The sequence below is a fragment of the Actinotignum sp. UMB0459 genome, assembly GCF_051905915.1.
Classification (GTDB): Bacteria; Actinomycetota; Actinomycetes; order Actinomycetales; family Actinomycetaceae; genus Actinotignum; species Actinotignum sanguinis.
This window is the reverse complement of record NZ_JBQAIK010000021.1, coordinates 61696-82074: the sequence shown is the minus strand read 5'-3', so window position 1 is coordinate 82074 and position 20379 is coordinate 61696. Positions and strand designations below refer to the sequence as shown.

At 61.0% G+C, this 20379-nt stretch carries 14 protein-coding genes and 1 riboswitch; of the genes, 12 read left to right on the top strand and 2 right to left on the bottom strand.

Translation table 11 applies throughout. The features are described 5' to 3' along the window. Positions 1-66: 66 nt before the first annotated feature. The 5 genes from fmt (at position 67) to ACTFPK_RS08800 (ending at position 5348) form a co-directional block, all read left to right on the top strand. A complete protein-coding gene (fmt, locus tag ACTFPK_RS08820; protein WP_274736525.1) occupies positions 67-1023 on the top strand; it encodes a methionyl-tRNA formyltransferase in 957 nt (318 codons plus the stop codon). Continuing rightward, positions 1016-2464, top strand: a complete 1449-nt coding sequence (locus tag ACTFPK_RS08815) for an RsmB/NOP family class I SAM-dependent RNA methyltransferase (protein ID WP_274733105.1) — start codon at positions 1016-1018, stop codon at positions 2462-2464. The genes fmt and ACTFPK_RS08815 overlap by 8 nt, the downstream gene beginning before the upstream one ends. Positions 2465-2477: 13 nt before the next feature. Beyond that, positions 2478-3152: a ribulose-phosphate 3-epimerase gene (rpe, locus tag ACTFPK_RS08810; RefSeq protein ID WP_274733106.1), complete on the top strand. Its 675-nt coding sequence runs from the start codon at positions 2478-2480 to the stop codon at positions 3150-3152. Between the two features lie 40 nt (positions 3153-3192). Further along, positions 3193-3311, top strand: a riboswitch (FMN riboswitch). 103 nt (positions 3312-3414) lie between these two features. Next, positions 3415-4218, top strand: coding sequence for an ABC transporter permease (locus ACTFPK_RS08805; RefSeq protein ID WP_274733107.1), 804 nt, complete (start codon positions 3415-3417; stop codon positions 4216-4218). Between the two features lie 89 nt (positions 4219-4307). After that, positions 4308-5348 (top strand): ABC transporter substrate-binding protein, encoded by a 1041-nt coding sequence (locus tag ACTFPK_RS08800; RefSeq protein WP_274733108.1) that lies wholly within the window; start codon positions 4308-4310, stop codon positions 5346-5348. Between the two features lie 45 nt (positions 5349-5393). On the opposite strand, the gene ACTFPK_RS08795 is transcribed toward ACTFPK_RS08800, so the two are convergent. Further along, positions 5394-6509 (bottom strand): DUF3866 family protein, encoded by a 1116-nt coding sequence (locus ACTFPK_RS08795; RefSeq protein WP_274733110.1) that lies wholly within the window; start codon positions 6507-6509, stop codon positions 5394-5396. 36 nt (positions 6510-6545) lie between these two features. Here ACTFPK_RS08795 and ACTFPK_RS08790 point away from each other — a divergent pair, with 36 nt between their 5' ends. The 5 genes from ACTFPK_RS08790 to ACTFPK_RS08770 are packed head-to-tail and all read left to right on the top strand — an operon-like array spanning position 6546 to position 13594. Beyond that, positions 6546-7526, top strand: a complete 981-nt coding sequence (locus tag ACTFPK_RS08790) for a helix-turn-helix transcriptional regulator (RefSeq protein WP_274733111.1) — start codon at positions 6546-6548, stop codon at positions 7524-7526. Then, a complete protein-coding gene (locus tag ACTFPK_RS08785; RefSeq protein WP_274733113.1) occupies positions 7523-8638 on the top strand; it encodes a helix-turn-helix transcriptional regulator in 1116 nt (371 codons plus the stop codon). The genes ACTFPK_RS08790 and ACTFPK_RS08785 overlap by 4 nt, the downstream gene beginning before the upstream one ends. Next, the gene (locus ACTFPK_RS08780; protein WP_439911441.1) at positions 8635-11232 is read left to right on the top strand and encodes a DEAD/DEAH box helicase; all 2598 of its coding nucleotides are present in this window, start codon (positions 8635-8637) and stop codon (positions 11230-11232) included. The genes ACTFPK_RS08785 and ACTFPK_RS08780 overlap by 4 nt, the downstream gene beginning before the upstream one ends. Beyond that, complete coding sequence (gene lnt / locus ACTFPK_RS08775) at positions 11229-12821, top strand: apolipoprotein N-acyltransferase (RefSeq protein ID WP_274733118.1); 1593 nt, start codon at positions 11229-11231, stop codon at positions 12819-12821. Before ACTFPK_RS08780 ends, lnt begins: the two co-directional genes overlap by 4 nt. Positions 12822-12823: 2 nt before the next feature. Continuing rightward, the gene (locus ACTFPK_RS08770; RefSeq protein WP_274733120.1) at positions 12824-13594 is read left to right on the top strand and encodes a polyprenol monophosphomannose synthase; all 771 of its coding nucleotides are present in this window, start codon (positions 12824-12826) and stop codon (positions 13592-13594) included. 24 nt (positions 13595-13618) lie between these two features. Here ACTFPK_RS08770 and ACTFPK_RS08765 read toward each other — a convergent pair whose 3' ends face one another. Further along, complete coding sequence (locus tag ACTFPK_RS08765) at positions 13619-13972, bottom strand: RNA polymerase-binding protein RbpA (protein ID WP_126134462.1); 354 nt, start codon at positions 13970-13972, stop codon at positions 13619-13621. Positions 13973-14351: 379 nt separating this feature from the next. Between ACTFPK_RS08765 and ACTFPK_RS08760 the strand changes: the two genes are divergently transcribed. After that, the gene (locus ACTFPK_RS08760) at positions 14352-17990 is read left to right on the top strand and encodes a S8 family serine peptidase (protein ID WP_284883354.1); all 3639 of its coding nucleotides are present in this window, start codon (positions 14352-14354) and stop codon (positions 17988-17990) included. Positions 17991-18366: 376 nt separating this feature from the next. Next, positions 18367-20379 (top strand): InlB B-repeat-containing protein (locus ACTFPK_RS08755; protein ID WP_439911440.1); only part of this gene is annotated, 2013 nt, incomplete at its 3' end.

The window sequence follows — 20379 nt, the reverse complement described above, 5'->3', positions numbered from 1 at the left end:
ACTCAGGGTCAGAGATAACTATCCATACTCGACTAGGCTGAGAAAAGAACTAGGTAGGATTGATACGTGAGAATACTATTCGCAGGCACACCGGAGACCGCGGTTCCCGCCTTAAAACTCCTGCATGATGAAGGTTTCGATATCGCTGGGGTGCTTACCCGCGCTCCAGCCGCCCAAGGGCGCAAACGCGTGTTGACTCCCTCGCCGGTACACCGCGTGGCAACAGAACTGAACCTTCCCGTGCTCACCCCCCGTACCTTAAAGGACAGCACCGCTCAGGACCAGATCGCCCAGCTCGCCCCCGAAGCTGTAGCGGTAGTCGCCTACGGGCTCATTATTCCGCCCGCGCTCCTCACAGTGCCGCGCCACGGTTGGCTCAACCTGCATTTCTCCCTCCTGCCGCGCTGGCGGGGGGCCGCGCCGGTCAATTACGCGATTGCCGCGGGGGATACCACCACCGGAACCAGCGTCTTTCAAATTGAACAAGGCCTGGATACCGGCCCCGTTTTCGCGAGTGAAGCCACCCGGATCGGGGCGGAAGAAACCGCTGGAGAACTGCTGGCCCGCCTGGCACAATCCGGGGCGCGCCAATTGAGCGATACTCTGCATGCCATCGCTGCCGGTAACGCCCACGCACAACCCCAAACTGGGGAAGTTACCCTCGCACCCCAATTCGATTCTTCCTGGGCGCGAGTGAATTGGGAGTGGCCCGCCCAGCGTATTGTGGATCGGGTTCGCGCTGCCAACCCGGCCCCCGGGGCCTGGACCACCCTCAACGGCCAGCGCTTTAAAATCGAATCAGTGCACGTGGTTGTGCCTGAAGCGCCTACAGCACACCTAAACTTGGCACCGGGCGAAATCGGCCCGGGTGGTGTTATCGGCTGCGGGGAAGGAACCGTGCAATTGCGCCGGGTCGCCCCGCCCGGCAAGGCTCATATGGATGCCGCCGCCTGGCTTAACGGTGCCCGCCTTGCCGAGCACACCCGTTTCGATGCCGAAGTGAAGGAAGGCCACCATGAATGAGCGTCCTGCCGGCTGGGTGCCGCGCCGCCAGTCATCGAACTACGCCCGTCTCGTTGCCTATGATGCATTACGGGCTGTTAATACTGAAGATGCTTACGCTAATCTCATCCTTCCGGGCATGGTGAGCCGGGCGCGTCTCAATCGAAGCGACGCGGCCTTCGCCACCAATCTGGCCTACGGAACCTTGCGACTGCAAGGCCGGTGGGATGCCATGATCGCCCGCTGTTCCCAAGGCCGTACCCTCGCGGATATCGATCCGCGTGCCCTCGATCTACTCCGTCTAGGCTGCTACCAGCTCATTGAGCTGAAAACACCACCCCACGCGGCGATTAATGAAACAGTTGCGCTAGCTCGCAATGAACTAGGTCAGGGAATCGCCGGTTTCGTCAACGCCGTGTTGCGGAGGGTGTCTGAGCGTCGGAATGCCTGGCGTGGGATCATTGAAAATAGCACGGCATCTAGGGAAGAGTTCCTGGCGGTGTGGCATTCGCATCCGCGCTGGATCGTGCGGCAGCTGGAATCTTCGCTCGCGGCAGCCGGGCGTTCCACCGAGGTGGAAGCCGTTCTCGAAGCGAATAACACGCCCGCGAAAGTAGCTTTAGCCTGTCGCAATATCTCACCCGAACACCTCAAAGCCAGGATTGAGCGCGCCAAAATGACGTGGGAAGATCCCTACCTGGTACCCAGCGCGGTGCTCCTAGCCTCCGGTGACCCGCACCGGCTCTGGCCCGTACGGGACGGGGTCGCCGGTGTCCAGGATGAGGGCTCGCAGCTCATTTCCGCCATTGTCACGGAGGCCTCCATATCCGGGAAGGATAAATCCTGGTTGGATATGTGCGCCGGCCCGGGAGGGAAAACCGCAACTATCGCTGCTACTGCGGCACGGCGCGGTGTTCGGGTGTTCGCAAATGAACCCCAGGCTCACCGCCTTGATCTCGTTGAAGAAAATATTGCCCCCTGGGCGGATACCGTCGCCCTGCGCGAAGGCGATGGGCGGGATATTGGCGCTCAGGAACCCGATAGCTATGATCGGATCCTCGTGGATGCCCCATGTTCTGGCTTGGGGGCACTGCGCCGTCGTCCCGAAGCTCGGTGGCGCAAAAAAGAAAGCGACCTGGCTGCACTGACGCAACTCCAAGGCGAGCTCCTCGACTCCGCCTACCGTGCCTTGCGTCCGGGCGGGCTATTGCTCTACACCACCTGTTCCCCGGTGCTCGCGGAAACCCGCGATGTCATCGCCGCGTTCCTGGAACGCACCGCGGGCGCGGAACTTGGCGACGTCACCGTCACCGCGAACCGGCGAGCCCTGCGCCCGGTTGCCTCTCGTGGAATGACCGTGCAACTGTGGCCTGATATCCATCACACGGACGCCATGTATATGGCACGCATCCTCAAATCCGCATCCGCATCCGAATTCGCGCCAGCATCACGGCGCTCCTGAAAGGATCACCATCATGGACGTGAAGATTTCCCCCTCTATCCTCAACTGCGATTTTGGGCATCTAGCTGATGAACTGGAGAAAATCTCCAATGCTGATTTCGTGCACGTGGATATTATGGACAATCACTTTGTTCCTAACCTTGCCCTCGGTCTGCCTATTTTCGAAGCGGCGGCACAGGCAACCGCGGTCCCGCTCGATGCCCACCTCATGATCGAGAACCCCGATCGCTGGGCGCCCGCCTACGCGGAAGCAGGAGCTGCCTCCGTCACTTTCCACGCCGAAGCCTGCCAAGCCCCGCTACGTCTCGCCCGCGAACTACGCGCGCGGGGCGCCCGCGCCGGACTCGCCATCAAACCGGCAACGCCCATCGAGCCGTACATCGACATTCTCAACGAATTCGACATGGTCCTCATTATGACCGTGGAACCTGGATTCGGCGGGCAAAGTTTCATCGAATCGATGATGCCGAAAGTTACCCGCACCCGCCGCGCGATCGAAGCAGCCGGCCTGGACGTGTGGATTCAAGTGGACGGCGGTATCTCCCGCGCGACCATCGAACAAGCGGCCACTGCTGGAGCTAATAACTTCGTGGCGGGTTCAGCCGTTTTCCGCGCGGAAGATGCCTACGCTGAAGTAGAGAAGCTCCGCGAATTAGCCACAGGTGCGTGCCAGCACGCGGCGCATTAACAACGGGTGCACGCCCGCACGCGACGAGCTAATATGGAACACGATGCACCGGGGTCAGTGAAAGTCTGAACCGGCGGTAACAGTCCGCGAACCACGCACGTGGCCGATGGGGTGGAATTCCCCAACCGACGGTAATAGTCCGGATGGGAGGCGCATCGAGGGGCTCCAAGCCCTGCTTCGGCTACGCAATTTTGGCGCGCCGTGGCGTCAGCGTCTCCCGGCTTCAAAGTTCCCGGCCATCGGGAAGGTCAGGAACTGGAACGTGAACACCGTGCGCCGTAACTCTCACCCGCGCCCGCGCTCTCCTCGCACCGCGTGGGTACCCGCCGCCCTCTCTCTCCTCGCGGTTTTTCTCCTCTGGGCGGCAGTCACTAGCGCCCAGCTGATACCCGACCACCTCCTCCCCGCACCTCGCGCGGTCGGGCACCGCCTAGCGACCGCACTCCTCGGACTTGGCGCTCACCCTCCCTACCTCCTCACCGCGCTAGGAAACACCCTCGCCGCGGCCCTCACCGGGTGTGCCTGGGCTGCCCTCCTCGGAGTTCCCCTCGGCATCGCTCTAGCGCGCTGGCGTCTGCTCAATAGCGCACTCCAGCCCTTCCTCGCGGCTTCGCAAGCAGTCCCCGCCGTCGCCCTCGCGCCCCTCCTCGTCGTCTGGATTGGCTACGGGATGCCCTCCATCGTAGTGCTGTGCACCATCATGGTTATCTTCCCGATTATCGTTTCCACCTCGGTGGGCGTGCATGCCATTGACCGCGATGTTATCGCCGCCGCTCGGCTCGACGGCGCAGCTCGCCTCACCCTCCTTTTCCCCATCATCGTGCCTCTGGCTGCGCCTTCCATCCTGGCTGGCCTACGCACCGGATTCACCCTGTCCATCACCGGCGCCGTCGTTGGAGAAATGATCATCGGGGGAGCGGGCCTGGGCACCGAACTCTCCCGCGCCCAACCCACCGGAGATATCACCGGAATGTTCGCCGTCATCGTTGTTATGGCTGCCGCCGCCATCAGTATCTACCTCCTCATCTTTACCGTCGAAAAACACGTCACCGCTGCGGTGCGTTAACTGCGGTGCGTTACCGAGGTCATCACAGCCACAGCTCGCACCCCAGCAGGAAACTCGCGCACAGAAGCGCAACACAAGAAAGGACACCCATGAAACGACTCATTGCCACACTCGCAACCGCTGCCCTCGGGCTCGCCGGATGTGCGGGAGGCGGCTCCGGGAACAAAGCCGGTGAAAGCAGCTCCCCCTCCGCCGGCGTGCAGCAACCTACCGCGAGCGCCACCGCCGCCCTCACCGTCGGTCTCACCTACGTTCCGGATATCCAATTCGCGCCTTTCTACGTGGCTGAAGACCAGGGCTATTTCCGCGAAGCTGGGCTTGATATCACGCTGCGTCACCACGGCGCCCAAGAATCCCTCCTCGGCGCGCTCTCCAGCGGGAGCGAAGATGTGGTTTTTGCCGGCGGTGACGAAATGATGGAGGGTCGCTCCAACGGTATCGACGTCGTCAATTGGGCAACGATGTACCAGGATTATCCCGTCACCCTCATCGTGCCGGCCGATTCCCCGATTCAAAATGCAGCTGACCTGGCTGGACGCCGCATTGGGCTGCCCGGTCCGTACGGGGAAAACTATTATGCGCTCCAGGCGCTCATGGCCGCACATAACTGGACTGAATCAGATATCAGCGTGAATTACATCGGCTACACCCAGGCCGCCGCCCTGGCCAGTGGGGAGGTGGACGCAATTATCGGTTTCCGCAACTCCGATGTTCCCAGCGTGGAACGCCAGGGGGTGCCGGTGCGCACCATTGAGATGCTCCCGGGCGGACTGCCGCTCGTCGGGGTGGGACTCGGTTCGCTGCGCCCCACTGTCGATGCCCATCGTGACGATTTCACCCGCATGCTCGGAGCGCTCGACCGCGCCGTGAACTTCGCGCGCAGCAACCCGAAGGAAACCGTGGAGATCACCGCAAAGCATGTTCCGGCTTTGCGCGAAGCGGATAACGCCACCGCTGCCGAAAAAGTCCTCGCGAATACCATTGAGCTGTATGCGGGGCGTACCCCGCTCGGGGTGCAGGACACGCGGCGCTGGGAAGCGATGGCCACGTTTATGTCTGAGAAACTGTTACGCGAACCGGTTGCCGCGGCTGATGCTTTCGTTGATCTGACCGGTAACTCCGCGCATTAAGAACGACGACGCAGCTGCGTGCCACCGGCCTACCGGGCACGCAGCTCAACTCTGCTGAGCCCACGCCACCAGCTCCCCGGCCGTGTAGCCGGCCGCGCCGGCCGCTAAGAAATTGAGGGGATCGGCGGTGAGCGAGCGCCCCATCGTGGACAGCCGTACCGGGAAGTCTGCGAGGGCGCTCGCTACCGCACTCGCCTCTATATCCACACGTTCCAAGTGGGGTGCTCGGAAAAGTTCCTCCAGCTGCCCGCCCAGACGCGCGGCCACGTCAGCTGGTACCGCTCGGGAGAGCGCATCCTCGCCGAGCACCGGAACCGGGCAGCTCACCTGGCAGCGCGCCACCCGCGTGAGTGCCGTCACGCTGTGATGGGAAAGTCCCAGGTGGCGCTCCCGCCTATCCGCGCTCGACATCCGCAAGGCCGCAATCGGGATTCCTCCCAGGGTAGCGGCGGCGTTGAGATGCTCACCGACCCGTGTTCCGGAAAATCCCCACCGGGTATCCGTTCCCAAATTCCCCGGCCCCTGCGCCACCACGGCTACATCCGCGTGCCAAACCAGGCGCGCCGCCAGTAAGGCCGTATACATCGTGACAGCTTCGAGCTTCCCCCCGAAGGCCTGCCCGCACGAAATTGTGCCCAGGATAAGGCCGAGATCTTCCAATTGCGCAGCGGTGCGTGAGAACCAGGCGGGCAGAGCTCCGCCGTCGTCCATCACATACGCGATACGTGCGTTCGGCACCCGCGCGTGCACCCCGGCAACAATCGCGGGAAGCGCCGAATGCAAATCTGCTGCCACCACCGGCATCCCGGCGATGGAATCAGCCTCGCGCAGCAGCTCGTGGTGGGGAGAATTTTGTTCATCAACACCCAGGGTGAGGTATTGGAGCGGGGTGTAGCGGGCCTTGACAATATGGCCGGGCGTGGAGGAGTCTGCGGGCAAGCGCTCGGGAATCGCGCACACAAAGAAATAACCGCCGGTGCCCAGCCCGCGCGCGGCGGCACTTGCCTGAAGCAGCACGGTATCACCGACCTCCGGCTCGCCGACGAGTTCAGGATAGGCCAGCGCTCGCCCGCGGGTGCCATCCTCAAGCTCCACTTCGGCTTCGCGCGCCCCACGCCATGTTTTGCCCAGGGAAAGAATTCTCCCTCTCCGCCACATCATCACGGCTTTAACTCTACCGTCGGCTAGGCTGGGATCGTGAAGCAGAAAGAGACACGCCGGCGCCGCGAACGTCAGCTCGCGCTCCTCCACACGATTCGCCGCGGTAGTTTCCTTACCGCGGCGGAACTCATGGAGCGAATCCCGGCCTACGCCGAAGCCGGAATCGATCTGCGCACCTTCCAACGCGATATTGATGAGCTGCGGGAAGCCGGGTATCCCGTTATTTTCGATGATCGCTGGCGTTATTCTTATGATTCGACCGCTCCGGTCCTCGCGCGGGTGACCGGAATTGGAGCCGGTGTGCTCCACGCTCTGCGCGCTAGTATCGAGGCGGGCGATCCCCAAGGTGAATCGGCACGCCTGGGGGTGGCGAAACTGCTCGCGATAGCGCCGCCGGAAAACGGCGACGCCGCAGTCCCCACCCACCTGCGGGTTAGGATTCCGGGTGGCGCGGCCGCGCGGGTGGTGGCGCGTGCCCTCCAGTACCGGCGCCGGGTCCGCTTCGATTACCGCCGCGGCCCTGGGCTGGTCAAACATTATGAAGTCGAGCCGTGGAACTTCTCCGAACACTACGGAATGTTCTATGTTTCCGGGCTGGCGCGTTCGCGGGCGGGGCGCGGCGAGGCGTTCGGCCCGTGGGATGAGCGAACTTTCCGCCTCGGTCGTGTGATCGCCGGAACTCTCAGCGTAGGTGAGCCATGTGAGTTCCCGCGGGGGGAAGTAGGCGGTGACCACTTCGATGTCGATATTATTCTTCATATTCGCGACGGTGCCGCTGCGGCGCTTACCGCCCGCGGGGAAAAACTCAGCCGCGCGCAGGCGCCGGCTCCAGCGGGATGGTCGGCCTACCGATTCTCCACCGTGGGCCTTAATCGCATTTTCGAATATCTTGCTTTTTACGGGGTGGATGTGCGCCTCGCTGCGCCCGGTGAGCTGCGTGAGGAATGGGACCGCCGTGTAGAGAATCTCATTAACCTGGGCGAAGCTGCCGGGCCGGGGGAGGGGGGAACTCGATGAGTACCGATATTGTTACCACTCTCGGGATGCTGCTCTACCTGCATGAACGCCCCGAGGGCGCGAGTTTGGCTGAGCTGACCGCCCATTTCCAGTTCCCCTCCTGGAAGCGCACCCTCGACTATCTTTGGGATGCTAACCTCGCGGAAACCGCCGATTTCGATATCCCCTTCGAATTAGAGCTCCCTGAACGTGCCGCTTCCGCGGGGCGCGTGGCGGAATCGGATACCGCGGGCGGGCCGGAGAGTCGCGTCTACCTGCGGTCCATGACAGATGATCCGGTTATTCCTTTCACGTTGGACGATGCGATGGTGGTAGCTGCGCTGCTCGATGCCGCCCGGGATGTGACCGCTCCCGGCCCGGCTGCCACAACCCTCACCGCCACGCGCAACGCACTGGGGGAGGCGGTGCGCGAAGCCGGATACGAAGGTGCCCTCTGGCCACCAACCCGCCCGGCGGCGGATGCCGCCACTATGGAGGCCGTGCACGCAGCACTCCAAGGCGGCTGCTACCTTGACTTCAACTACGAACGCGCCGTGGCCGAGCCGTTTGCGCATGCGAAGGCCGGGCACGAACACGTTATTCCCCTCGTTATCCTGGCCGGTGACGCTCCGCTACTACGCGCCCTCACCGCGCAGGGCCTGCGGCATTTCCGCCTGGACCGGATAACGGCGGCCCGTCCCGGGGCGAAGCTCAACCGATCGGAACGCGCGGCAGCTCGCAAAGCCCTCGCCGAGGTAGAGAAAAGCGAGAAAGTGCAGCGCACCCGCGGGGAGGATACCTGGGAACCGCGCGGCACGCAGGTACGGATCACCGTGACCGGAGCCTCACGCTGGGTGGCCGAAACCCTCCCCGGCGCGCGGGTGCGCGAAGCGGATGAGGAATGTGGCACCGCGGCAGCGCCGGGCGGCGCGGAACTGCTCACCATTGAGGTTCGGGCGCGCTCACTTTCCTGGCTCGTTTCCCTCCTCGTGCAAATTGACGACGTGATCGCATTGGAACCGCCGGCGGTTGCGCGCGCGGTAGGGCGGTATTGCGCGCGCTTGCGCGCCCAGAAGGGCGACGACGCCGCTGCGTGCGTGAGCGATGAAAGTGCACCGGAAGGGGAGCGATGACCGATCTGCTACTCGAGGATTATCGGGAAAGCTACGCTAGCCGCGGTATCCACCTCGATGATTTCCAGCTGGAAGCCTGCGCGGCTCTCGGGCGCGGCCATGATGTGCTGGTCTGTGCTCCCACCGGTTCGGGGAAAACAGTGGTGGCCCATTACGCGGTGTATCTAGCTTTAGCGTCGTCGAAAAAATGTATCTATACCGCGCCGATTAAAGCGCTCTCCAATCAAAAGTACGCCGAACTGTCCCGGCAGATCGGTGCGGAGCAGGTGGGTCTGCTCACCGGCGACCAGAGCATTAATCGCGAGGCGCAGATTTTGGTGGTGACCACCGAAGTGTTGCGTAATATGCTGCTGCACGAATCCCCTGATATCCGTGACGTCGGCTACGCAGTTCTGGACGAAGTGCATTTTTTGGCGGATCCTGACCGCGGGCCGGTATGGGAAGAAACAATTTTGTCGCTCCCTGATCATGTGCGTTTGGCTGCGCTATCGGCCACGGTGGCCAATACCGAGGAACTCGCAGCGTGGATGCGGTCGGTGCGCGGGGCAACGGACGTCGTCGTATCGACAAAACGCCCCGTTCCGCTCGCGCAATACGTCAATGTGGGCCGCAAGCTCTTCCCGCTCTACCGTGCGGGTACTTTGGATCCTGATCCGGCGCTGGTCAACGCGCTGGGCCGGCGCAGTGCGGAACGCAAGAAACGCGTCTCGGATCGCAAGCGCCGTGCCATCATCGACAAACTCGGCGAGCGGCGTATGCTCCCGGCGATTGAATTCATTTTTTCCCGCAAAGGCTGCGATAAAGCGGTTGAGGCACTACTGCGCCATAATGAGGTCCTCACCACCCGCGAGCAGCGCGCCGAGATCGCTAAGGAGGTCGCGGCGCTGCGCGAAACACTCACGGAATCGGATCGGCGCGCCGTGCATTTTGAGCGGGCCGCCGCGGCGCTGGAACGCGGATACGGAGCTCACCACGCCGGGGTTTTCCCCGCTATCAAAGAGCTGACTGAACGTCTCATGGAACGCGGGCTCCTCAGTATCGTCTACGCGACCGGTACTCTGGCCCTCGGCATCGATATGCCGGTGCGCACCGTGGTCCTCGAGGAACTCCAGCGCTGGGACGGGCACGGTTTTGTGGACCTGAGCGCTACCGAATACACCCAGCTCATCGGGCGTGCCGGGCGGCGCGGGCGCGATAACGTGGGCTACGGAGTGGTAGTAGCCGATGCGGATACCGATCCGGAGCATCTGGCCGATCTGGCTTCGGGGCGGGTAGAGCCCTTGATATCGGCTTTCCAGCCGTCCTATAACACGGTAACGAATCTGCTGGCTCGGATGAGCTACGCGGCGGCCCGGGATCTTATGGGGCGTTCTTTCGCGCAATTCCAACGCAATGCGGAGCTGGGGGGACTGGCGGCGCGGCGCGCCCGGATTCAACGCCGGGTGGAGACCGAGGAAAGCCGCCTGCGCTGCTCACGCGGGGATCTGCTTGACTACCTACGGCTGCGCGGGAATGCCGGGCGGGCCGCGAAAGCCGAACGCAAAGCCGCGAAACGGCGCTACCGGGAGCGTATTGCGAATAGTTTCGCGGCGGTGCGCCAGGGCTATGTGTACGCTTACGCGAGAGGTACCGAGCTGTCCTACGCACTGGTGCTCTCCGCCACCCCGGAGCGAGTGCGCATTATCGATTGGTTCGGGAACCTGGCGTGGCTTGATGAGGATTCTCTCGCCTCGGAAATGCGTGAGATCGGCCCGGTCACGGTACCTTTCGGAATGTCTACCAAAAAGGCGGAGGTGCGAGAGCACATCGCCGACGACATTCTCGATCTGGTGGGGGGACGCGCAGATCTGGGAATCGACCGGGACCTGCTGGCATCCTGGGCACGTTTCGCCACCCCGCGCGAGCCCAAAGTAGCCGCGCATCCGGTTTCTTCCTGCCCGCACCTGTATACCCATCTCGATGAGGCCCAAACATGGATGTCGCTCCACCACCGCATCGAGGAACTCGATCAGCGTATCGCGGCTTTCACCGATTCGGCCGGGCGGGAATTTGATGCCACCGCCGCGGTATTACGCGAGGTCGGGGTGCTCCAGGGCGACGATGACTCCATCCGCATGGGCCCGGGAGCCGCACAATTGCGCGAACTGCATACAGAGGCTGATCTGCTCATGTACCAGTGCTTAGCGCAGCTGCCGGAGGGCGGACTGGACGGATCGGCCCTGGCCGGATGGGTGTCCATGTTTTTGGCCGATGATCGCTTGGGGACTGCCCTACCTCGCGATACTCGGCTCTTTGATGCGGCGCGGGTCGCCCGCGCCGAGGTGCAGTACCTGCAATCCCTGGAATATCAGCATGGGATTACGCGCACCCCGGATCTGAGCCCGGGCTGCGCGGATGTTTTCGCGGCCTGGGCTAGGGGAGTGGGCTTGGAGGCGTGCCTAGAATCAGCCCGGATGACCGCCGGGGATTTCATTTCCGCGGCCCGCCGCATTATCGATGTCCTCGGGCAGGTCACGGTGGCCACTGAGGGTACCTGGCTGAGCGATATCGCACGTCAGGCCCGTGACCTCATGCGGCGATCGGAGCTTATGTGAGCGGTGTTCTCTTGCGGCTGTGCGGCGTGGTTCTGGCAGGTCTTGGGCTCTTTGCCTCCTTCCCGCCCCTGAGCTACGGCATCCTCGCGCCGGTGAGTATTGCGCTACTTCTCCTCGTTGCGGCCTCCTGTCGCCCGAGCGCTGGTTTCGCCTACGGAGTTCTTACCGGATGCATATTTTTCTCCTTGCATTTTTCCTGGGCCGGAGAAGCCTCCGGGGATCTCATACCCCAACTCGCTCTCGCTCTGTCGCAAGCACTGTTTACCGGAGTGGTGGTGGCAACCTGGAGCGCCATGAGCCAGGCGCGTTGGACTCGTTGCCCGCTGCTATTCCTCCCCGCGGTAGCCCTGGTGTGGACGGGCGCCGAACTGGCTCGCTCCCTGTGGCCTTTCGGCGGTATCGCCTGGGGAACCCTCGCCTTTTCCCAGGTAGATAGCCCGCTAGTGCGCCTGGCACCCTGGGGTTCCACCATGCTGGTCTCCGCCGCCGTCGTGATATGCGGGGCAGCCCTCAGCCTGGCCTTCATTCGAGTGCGCAGCGGTCGGCTTTTTGTGGGGGCCGCTCTGGCGCTCAGCGCCGCGCTGCTCTTCGCTCTTCCCTGGGCACTTCCTCTTCCCGCCACCCCTCCCACCGGTACGCTACGCCTGGGCTATGTGCAGGGGATCGTGCCGCGGGCGGGTAGCCTTCCGGACGGGCGTGATCAGGCCCTGACCGTCACCGAGAATCTCAGCCAAGCAACCCGGGAAATCAGCCCGGAGGAGGTAGACCTGGTGGTATGGCCGGAATCCGCCTCCGATCACGATATTCGCGAGCATCCCCGCGCTCGGGCTCTCGTGAGCGAGACCTCGAACTACCTGGGTGTTCCGCTGCTCTTGGGGACCCAATCTTACGAGCGTGATGCTTCGGGACAGGCGATGAGCCGAACCAATGATCTTGTTGTTTATCTTCCCAACGAGACCGGGGGAGAGGTAAACGCTGTATACAGTAAGCAGCACCCGGTTCCCTTCGGGGAATATATGCCCTATCGAGATTTCTTCCGAAAGTTTAGCTCCGCGGTTGATCTGGTCTCCGTTGATATGCGGGCCGGTACGAAACCTGCGGTTCTTGACATCCCGATGGGGGAGAGCGGTGCCGGTCGCAAAAACGGTAGCCCGGCCGCGAAAAGCACCACCGTGCGCCTAGCCACCCCGATTTGTTTCGAAGTGGCGCTCGGAGATGTGGGCTCCGAGGCGATCCGCCAGGGTGCCCAGCTCTACGTGGTCGCCACCAATAACGCCTCTTTTGGGGATAGCGCCGAATCTGCCCAACAATTCGATATGGTCCGTTTCCGGGCGGTGGAATACCAGCGTATTGCGCTCCAGGTTTCCACCGTGGGAGTTTCCGGCGTCGTCGAAACAAATGGCGCGGTACGTGAACGCACCGAAGCGTGGACGCAAGCAGTGCATACCACCACGGTGGCCCTCCACGAAGGCCTCACTCCGGCAGCGCGTTTCTATCCGTACTACCGGGACGGGGTTCTCGGTGCGGCGGCAGCGGTCGGCGGTATAGCATGGGTGTGGTACGCAAGGCTGCGCTGGAAGAAAGGTTAGTCGTGCACGTTCTCATCACGATTCCCACGTACAACGAGGCGGAGAATCTTCCGCGTATTATCGAGCGGGCCCGCCGGGCGGTACCCGCCGCGGATATCCTGGTTGTTGACGATAATTCTCCGGACGGTACCGGGGATATCGCCGAGGAACTTTCCGGGCGTGATGAGCAGATTCACGTGCTGCACCGCAGCGAAAAAGATGGTCTCGGGCGTGCCTATATCGCGGCTTTCGGCTGGGCACTTGAGCACGGATACAGTCATGTGGTGGAGATGGACGCGGATGGTTCCCACCATCCTGAACAGTTGCCGCTGCTGCTTGAGCGCGCCGCGATGTCTGATCGGCCGGATCTGGTTATCGGTTCGCGCTACGTGCGGGGCGGGAAAATTGATGGTTGGTCCAAGCCGCGCGAAGCGCTCTCGCGCCTGGGGAACCTTTATATTCAAGGGATGCTCGGGCTGCCGGTACGTGATGCCACCGCCGGCTACCGCGTGTACCGCACAGATATGCTGGAGAAGCTCAACCTGGATTCCGTGGAAGCACGCGGCTACTTCTTCCAGACGGATATGACCGACCATGTGGCGCGCAGCGGCGGTCATATCGTTGAAATGCCCATCACTTTTTCAGAGCGCGAGGCGGGGGAGTCGAAGCTCTCCGGTTCGGTATTCACCGAATCACTGAAGCGCACCACGGTGATGGGCGTCACGCGGCGGGGGAGGCAGCTACGCGATGCCGCGAAACGAGCTGCCGCCCACCTGCGCCGGCCGCGGCATTGAGCGCCGCGTGATTGACGGTGGCGATTAGCGGTTCCGCCGCAAGCGCAGCTTACCTTCACGCAGTAGCTCGAGACGTTCCTCCAGCAGCACCTTGAGCTCATCTTCGTTACGGCGTTCCATGAGCATATCCCAGTGGGTGCGCACCGGCTTGGGCGGCTTGCGGTCGTCCACGCCTTCACCTTCGATAAGTTCGGCTTCCACGCCGCAGCGGCACGTCCACGCGGTAGGTACCTCGGCGTCCACCGCCATGGCAACCCCGAATTCGTGGCCGTTCGTGCAGCGGTATTTCACCTGCTGGCGATCCACGAATACCACGTTGTCATCGGTCTCGAGTGAATTGGCTCCGATGCGCATTCCGCGCAAGGAACGTTCAGCCATAGTGCTATCCTTCCTCGCGGGCCGGCAAGCCCGCATATTGTTTCGCTGTTTCCATATTAACGACGACGCCGCGTACACCTGCGGTTGCGCTCTGGAAAACGGTGCGGTCATGCGTTAAAGAGGGGCTGGACGGGAATCTGGCCCCCCGGCACTACTTGCCGATAATGTACATTATGTCAAAATACGCTCTGGCGGCGCCGCGCGAAGCGTATGTTGAGCCCCACCCGTCCCCTGCTCTCATTCCCTGCCTGCCGGTCGTTCACACTCTGGACTATCAATTTTGATTATTTAAGATATTCGGCAAAATTGCTGGCATGCCGTTGACCTGGGTACATATCTTCACGCTCGGGCCTGCGGTCAGTTATCAGGAAGGAAATGTATGGCTGAGCAACCACGCTGGCGCCGATTGGGCGTCACCTGTGCGTGTGCCGCACTCATGGGCGGCGCTCTCGCTCCCGCAACCGCCGTGGCCACGGAGTCGGATGGGCACGCGCCCCGCGACATCCGTGCTACGGTCGCCGCGGCGGAAAGTGATCCGAATTTCACCGGGAAATGGTTTATTGAGCTTAAGAGCGAACCTCTTATTCGCGGTGGTTCCTCCGCCCGCATCGCGGGTGAACAGCGGGAATTCACTCAGACGGTCGAAGATGACGGTGGCGAGGTAGACACCTCCTACCAGCACGTGTGGAATGGCGTGACCGTCGAAGCTGATTCGGTGGAACTCGCGCGCTACGTTAACGACGCTAATGTCATCGGTGTTTACCCGGTCCTCACGGTGGAACGGCCCGCCGAGGTGGACTCGAATGCGGAAATAAACCGCCCCGGCGAAACTCCCGATATGTATTCTGCGCGGGAGATGACTGGCGCGAGCGTGGCCAATGAAGAATTTGGAGTCACCGGCAAAGGCGTGCGCGTGGGAATTATCGATTCCGGCGTGGCCATTGATCACCCGGCCTTTGGTGGGAATGGTGTCAAGGGCGAGCGTGCTTTCCCCAATGACAAGATCGTGACCGGCTACGATTTCGTGGGCGATTCCTTTAATACCGATCGCAGTGACCCGAATTTCCAGCCGGTCCCCCACCCGGATGCTCTTCCCGATGATTGCGGAGCCGGCGGCGGGCACGGTTCGCATGTTGCCGGTATCGCCGCAGGTAATGACCCGGAAAGCAAGTTCAAGGGCGTGGCTCCCGATGCTGTGATCGGTGCTTACCGAGTGTTCGGGTGCACGGGTTCCACCAGCTCCGAAGTCATTCTTTCCGCTCTCGAACGCGCTCAGCGCGACAAGATGGACGTTGTCAATATGTCTATCGGCGCGGCTTTCGCCACCTGGCCCAACTACCCCACCGCGGTGGCATCGGAAAATCTCGTTGCCGCCGGCGTGGTCGTGACGGCTTCGCAGGGTAATTCCGGTGCGAAGGGCATTTTCTCCGGTAGTGCTCCGGCGGTGGGCCCCTCGGTTATCGCGGTGGGTTCGGTGGACAATACCCACGTACTACGCCCGGTTGTTATGTTCAACGGCGCGGCCGAGGGATTCGATAATGTAACGGAATCACCGGCGGTACCCACTGCGGGTAGGCTCGACGTCGTCGCCTATCCCGAAGGGCAAAAAACCGGTGCCGTTGATCTGCCTGGAACACCGTTTACCGGGAAAGCAGTGCTGGTCTCGCGCGGAACCTCGACCTTCTACCAGAAGGCGCGTGCCGCGCAGGACGACGGCGCCGCAGCGGTTATCATCTACAACAACCAGCCCGGTACCATCAACGCAACCATTGCCGGTAGTCCGGCCGTGACCATTCCGGTCATCGCGGTTACCCAAGAACAGGGCGAGCGCTTCGAAGAAGCCGCAGCTGCTGGAAACGCGAGCCTTGAATGGACGGACGCGAAGCGAGTGGCCGCCTCCCCCACCGGTGGGAAGATTTCCGATTTCTCCTCGTGGGGCCTGGCAGCGAATCTCCAGCTCAAGCCGGATGTAGTCGCCCCGGGTGGCAATATCTATTCCGCGTGGCCGGTCGATGATGAGGTGACGCCCTCGTGGAAGACGATTTCAGGTACCTCGATGGCTGCCCCGCACGTGGCCGGGAGTGTCGCTTTGCTCCTCCAAGCCAATCCGAAGCTCACGCCGGCGCAGGTGCGCACGGCTTTGCAGAATACCGCTGATCTGGTGACCGTGGATGGCAGCGCGGATGCCCTGAAGCTTGCCACGCACCGCCAGGGCGCCGGCCTCATCAACCTTCCTGCGGCCTTGACCGCCGTCACGGAGCCGGGCGCGAATGCCGGCGGAGTTCCCACCGCTATCACTCCCGCGAAGATTTCTCTGGGCGATTCTGACGTGCAGGAAACGACGACGCTCACCGTGCACAACGCCTCCGCAGCGCCTGTCACCTATACCTTCACGGCGGATACCCACGTGCGTGCCACCAGCGGGCCGCATGATCGTTTCACCAGCTACAACGGGACCGATGCCCAGGTGGCGATTAGCCCAGCGCAGGTAACGGTGCAGCCCGGGGCAGAAGCCCAGGTACAGGTTTCCGTGACCGATCCGACGAACGTGCCCGAGGGTGCGATCTACGGCGGCTATGTGGTGGTGCACGGCGATGATAATTCCACCTACCAGGTCCCCTTTGCGGGTCTCAAGGGCGATTACGAAAACGCCTTACAATTCCTGCACACCACGTGGAAGGTCAAGGACATCCGCCCAGATATCGCCCAAAAGCGCCCGGATCTGGCGAATCTGCTCGCCTACGATCCGCCTTCGCTGACGAAGCTCATTGCGTGCCCCAACCCCGCCACCATCTACAAGGGTGAGTGCCTGGATAAGGGTGCGCAGTACTCCAATGCTCCCAATTCCGAACTGTTCGCCTACGCCATGGACTACGCCAACGGCGCGGTTCCGGTAGTGGAATACCATATTGATTCCCCGGTGCAGAAGCTGGAGATCCGGGTCTTCCACGCGAACGAGGATGGCTCGAAGGGCGCCCCGGTTTCGGATAATAACGTGGTGCATAGTGAGGACGGTGTGGGCCGTACCGATCTGGGGCGCTTTGCCTGGGATGGCACCTACCTCGAATCTGCTTCGGCGACGACGCGCACCGCGGCCGCCCCGGGGCGCTATGTCTTCGAGTTGCGGGTCGTCAAAGGTACCGGCGGCGGAACGACTGAGCCGACCGGTGACACCCTTCCCGGCTTCACCCGCAGTGCCAGCGAAGAAACCTTCGTGACGGCGCCCTTCTGCGTCAAGGAATGCACGACGCCGCAGCCGACTCCCACGCCGGACCCGACTCCGAGCGAGAAGCCGGAACCTACCGCGCCCGCGCCGAGCCCGAGCGTCGAGCCGACAACTCCGGCTCCTGCACCGACTCCGAGCGTGGAACCTACGGTCGATCCGACCACGCCAGGCCCGGTGCCGACACCCTCGGAGGAGCCGACTGCGCCGGCACCGAGCCCGAGCGACAAGCCGGAACCCACGCCTGTTCCAGAACCGACCCCGGTTCCTACTCCGAGCACGGAGCCGACGGACGAACCCCCGGCACCCGAGCCGAGCGAAGATCCGGAACCAAGCGTGGAGCCGAGCGAACAGCCGAGCAAACCGGCCACTCCCCCGGCCTCGCACGGCAATACCTTCTTCGTCTCCAATAACTGGACGGCGACCGTTGCTTCCGTAGTGTTCTCTTACGGACGGGCTGGCGACGAAGTCTACGTGGGTGATTTCGACGGGGATGGCAAGGATACTTTCGCGGTGCGCCGCGGAAACACCTTCTACGTCCAGAACTCGCTCGTCGGTGGGAATGCTGAGCAGGTATTCTCCTACGGACGCGCCGATGACCAGGTCCTTGCTGGGGACTTCGATGGGGATGGTAAGGATACTTTCGCGGTGCGCCGCGGAAATACCTTCCACATTAGCAACCAGCTCACCGGAGGAGATGCTGAAGCAACTCTTGCCTATGGGCGCCACGCTGATGCGGTCTTCCTCGGGGATTGGGACGGCAACGGAACGGATACCCCGGCTGTGCGCCGATAGAAAGAGTGAGATCCCCCTGTATTTTCACCTTTAAAGATTAAATGGACCCCGATGTGTCGCTACTTACGGTGACGACACATCGGGGTCCTTTGTTGCATCGCTTAAAGATAAAGCTGAGAAACATTTTCTTGGTTAGTAGCTCGAAGATCACTAAAATGAAACAACCTCGCATTTGCCAAGGTCAGAGGGATGTTTATTCCGCAAGGGCAGCGTTGAGTGCTCTCGTATTCCTCGAAATCAAATGACTCTAAACAAATACAGTAAGAACTTCGGTATTGTTATCTTGTCACTATAGCTGGTGCAAAATATCAAGTCACAGTGTCAAGAATGTGCGCGTCGAAGTGTGCCCTCGGTGGCGCTGTTGAAAGGATTGCAGATGAAACTACGGGAAGAAAAAATTGGACAGGGGATGAATCGGCTTCGCACCATCGCCGCGGGCTTGGTTTCCGGAATTATGGTTACCGGCGCTACGCTCGGCACGGCTTGGGCTGCGCCGGATAACACCGCTCCGACCCTGGAAATACAAAACGTCACAATCGCGAGCACATATCCCTTCGATCTGAAACGCATGATCGTGAAAGCCGGGGACGCAGAAGATTCTCAGCTCGGAAGTGATGACGTTGTCGTTACGAATAAGAGTGGGTTCACGGAAGGTAAAGATAAACCTAAGTATTCCGTGTATAACGAGGTTCGGGATTACACCGTCGAATTCTCCCTCACTGATAGTGGAGGGAAGACCACCAAAGCTACAGGAACGGTAACAGTCGTTCCGAAGCGCCACCTGGAGCGCTCCCATTCGTCAGCGAATGTCCTCGGTCGGGATACTAAGTACGGGAATACCCCGACCGAATCAAATGTGGCATTCCCCGCTGATCAGCGTACGCCGTATGAATTCAAGCTGAAATACGTCGATGATGAGACGAAAGAACCCGTTTCCGGGTTGAATCTCTGGTTCGAACGCAATAGCGAGATTATCGACGGAAATAAAGGGAAATTCTTCACCACTGATGCTAATGGTGAAATCGGTTTCTCAATGACTCGTGAGGAACTTGCAGCCTATTCCGTAGCGGACCAGCCCAACAAGCATTATCTGACCGGTTATGATGCCGCGACGCATATGAGGTACCTCCAGATTTTCGAGAAGTTCAATTATTCTCCGCATCTGGTGGCCATTTATGATTCGACACCAGGCCTTCCCATCGAGAAAGCGCACTATATCTATCCGGATGGCTCCACGCAGAATTTCAATATTGGTCTGTGGGGAGAAAAGCAAAATCTGGTCAAGTTCAATGCTATCGATACCGTATACGAGATTGAGGAGGGTAGTGACTTCTATACGGGACCTCAACGGAAACAGGAAGAGGTCGATAAAGCCCAGACTAACCTAAAGAAACTCGTTGATTCGTATAGCTATTTGAAGAATTCGGGTACTAAAGAGAACCCTGATTATCAGTGGACCACCATTCTTAGCGGAAACGATGCGCCTATGTATCGCGTAGCTTCCGGTAGTGTGGATACGTCCACCCCAGGCGAGTACCAGCTCACGTTACAAGCAGGTCCTTTTGCTGATTGGATTTGGCAGGACAATGAGATGGGCCTTCGTTCCTATGCGGAAGATACCGTAAAGGTTCGGGTTGTTCCGAAGCCTGTTGTGAATTTCAAGCAGCTCCTTCCCGATGGTTCTACCAAGGCCGAATCTTCAGTTAAGGTAAGTCGTAATACTGTGGTTTCCCAGCCGGGTTTCCCGACCGTTAACACGGAAGAAAAGGGTCACGTTTTCAAGGGATGGTTCAAAGATGAAAGCTTCACACAGCCTTTCGATTTCACCACCCCGATTACGGCTGACACAACTGTGTATGGACAGTGGGCTGCCGTCGCTAAGTACACGGTTGCTTTCGATACTCGTGGCGGAAACGTCATTCCTTCCCAGCAGGTTAAAGCTGGATCTCCCGCACAAGAACCTGAGAATCCGATTAAGGAAGGTCATGCCTTCATCGCGTGGTATCTCAATGGTCATCAATATGATTTCGCTACCCCGGTTAAATCTGATATTACTTTGACTGCGGAGTGGGATCAGATTCTATACAACGTTACTTACCGTTATGACGATGGGGTAACACCGGATGGTAACCGGCAGGTACTTCATGGCAAACAGGCCGAAAATATCGCACCTCCTGTTCGGGATGGATACAAGTTCATTGGCTGGTTTAAGGACGGTCAGCCTTATGATTTCTCCACTTCAGTTACGGGTGACATTACTCTCACTGGTCAATGGGAGAAAATAACAACCAAGCCTGGTGGTGATCCGGGGGCCAAGCCTGGTGGTGATCCGGGGGCCAAGCCTGGTGGTGATCCGGGGGCCAAGCCTGGTGGTGATCCGGGGGCCAAG

Coding starts and splice junctions, on each gene's coding strand:
- ACTFPK_RS08815 (WP_274733105.1), top strand. CDS start 1,016: ATGAATGAGCGTCCTGCCGGCTGGGTGCCGCGCCGCCAGTCATCGAAC.
- rpe (WP_274733106.1), top strand. CDS start 2,478: ATGGACGTGAAGATTTCCCCCTCTATCCTCAACTGCGATTTTGGGCAT.
- ACTFPK_RS08800 (WP_274733108.1), top strand. CDS start 4,308: ATGAAACGACTCATTGCCACACTCGCAACCGCTGCCCTCGGGCTCGCC.
- ACTFPK_RS08795 (WP_274733110.1), bottom strand. CDS start 6,509: ATGATGTGGCGGAGAGGGAGAATTCTTTCCCTGGGCAAAACATGGCGT.
- ACTFPK_RS08785 (WP_274733113.1), top strand. CDS start 7,523: ATGAGTACCGATATTGTTACCACTCTCGGGATGCTGCTCTACCTGCAT.
- ACTFPK_RS08780 (WP_439911441.1), top strand. CDS start 8,635: ATGACCGATCTGCTACTCGAGGATTATCGGGAAAGCTACGCTAGCCGC.
- ACTFPK_RS08765 (WP_126134462.1), bottom strand. CDS start 13,972: ATGGCTGAACGTTCCTTGCGCGGAATGCGCATCGGAGCCAATTCACTC.
- ACTFPK_RS08760 (WP_284883354.1), top strand. CDS start 14,352: ATGGCTGAGCAACCACGCTGGCGCCGATTGGGCGTCACCTGTGCGTGT.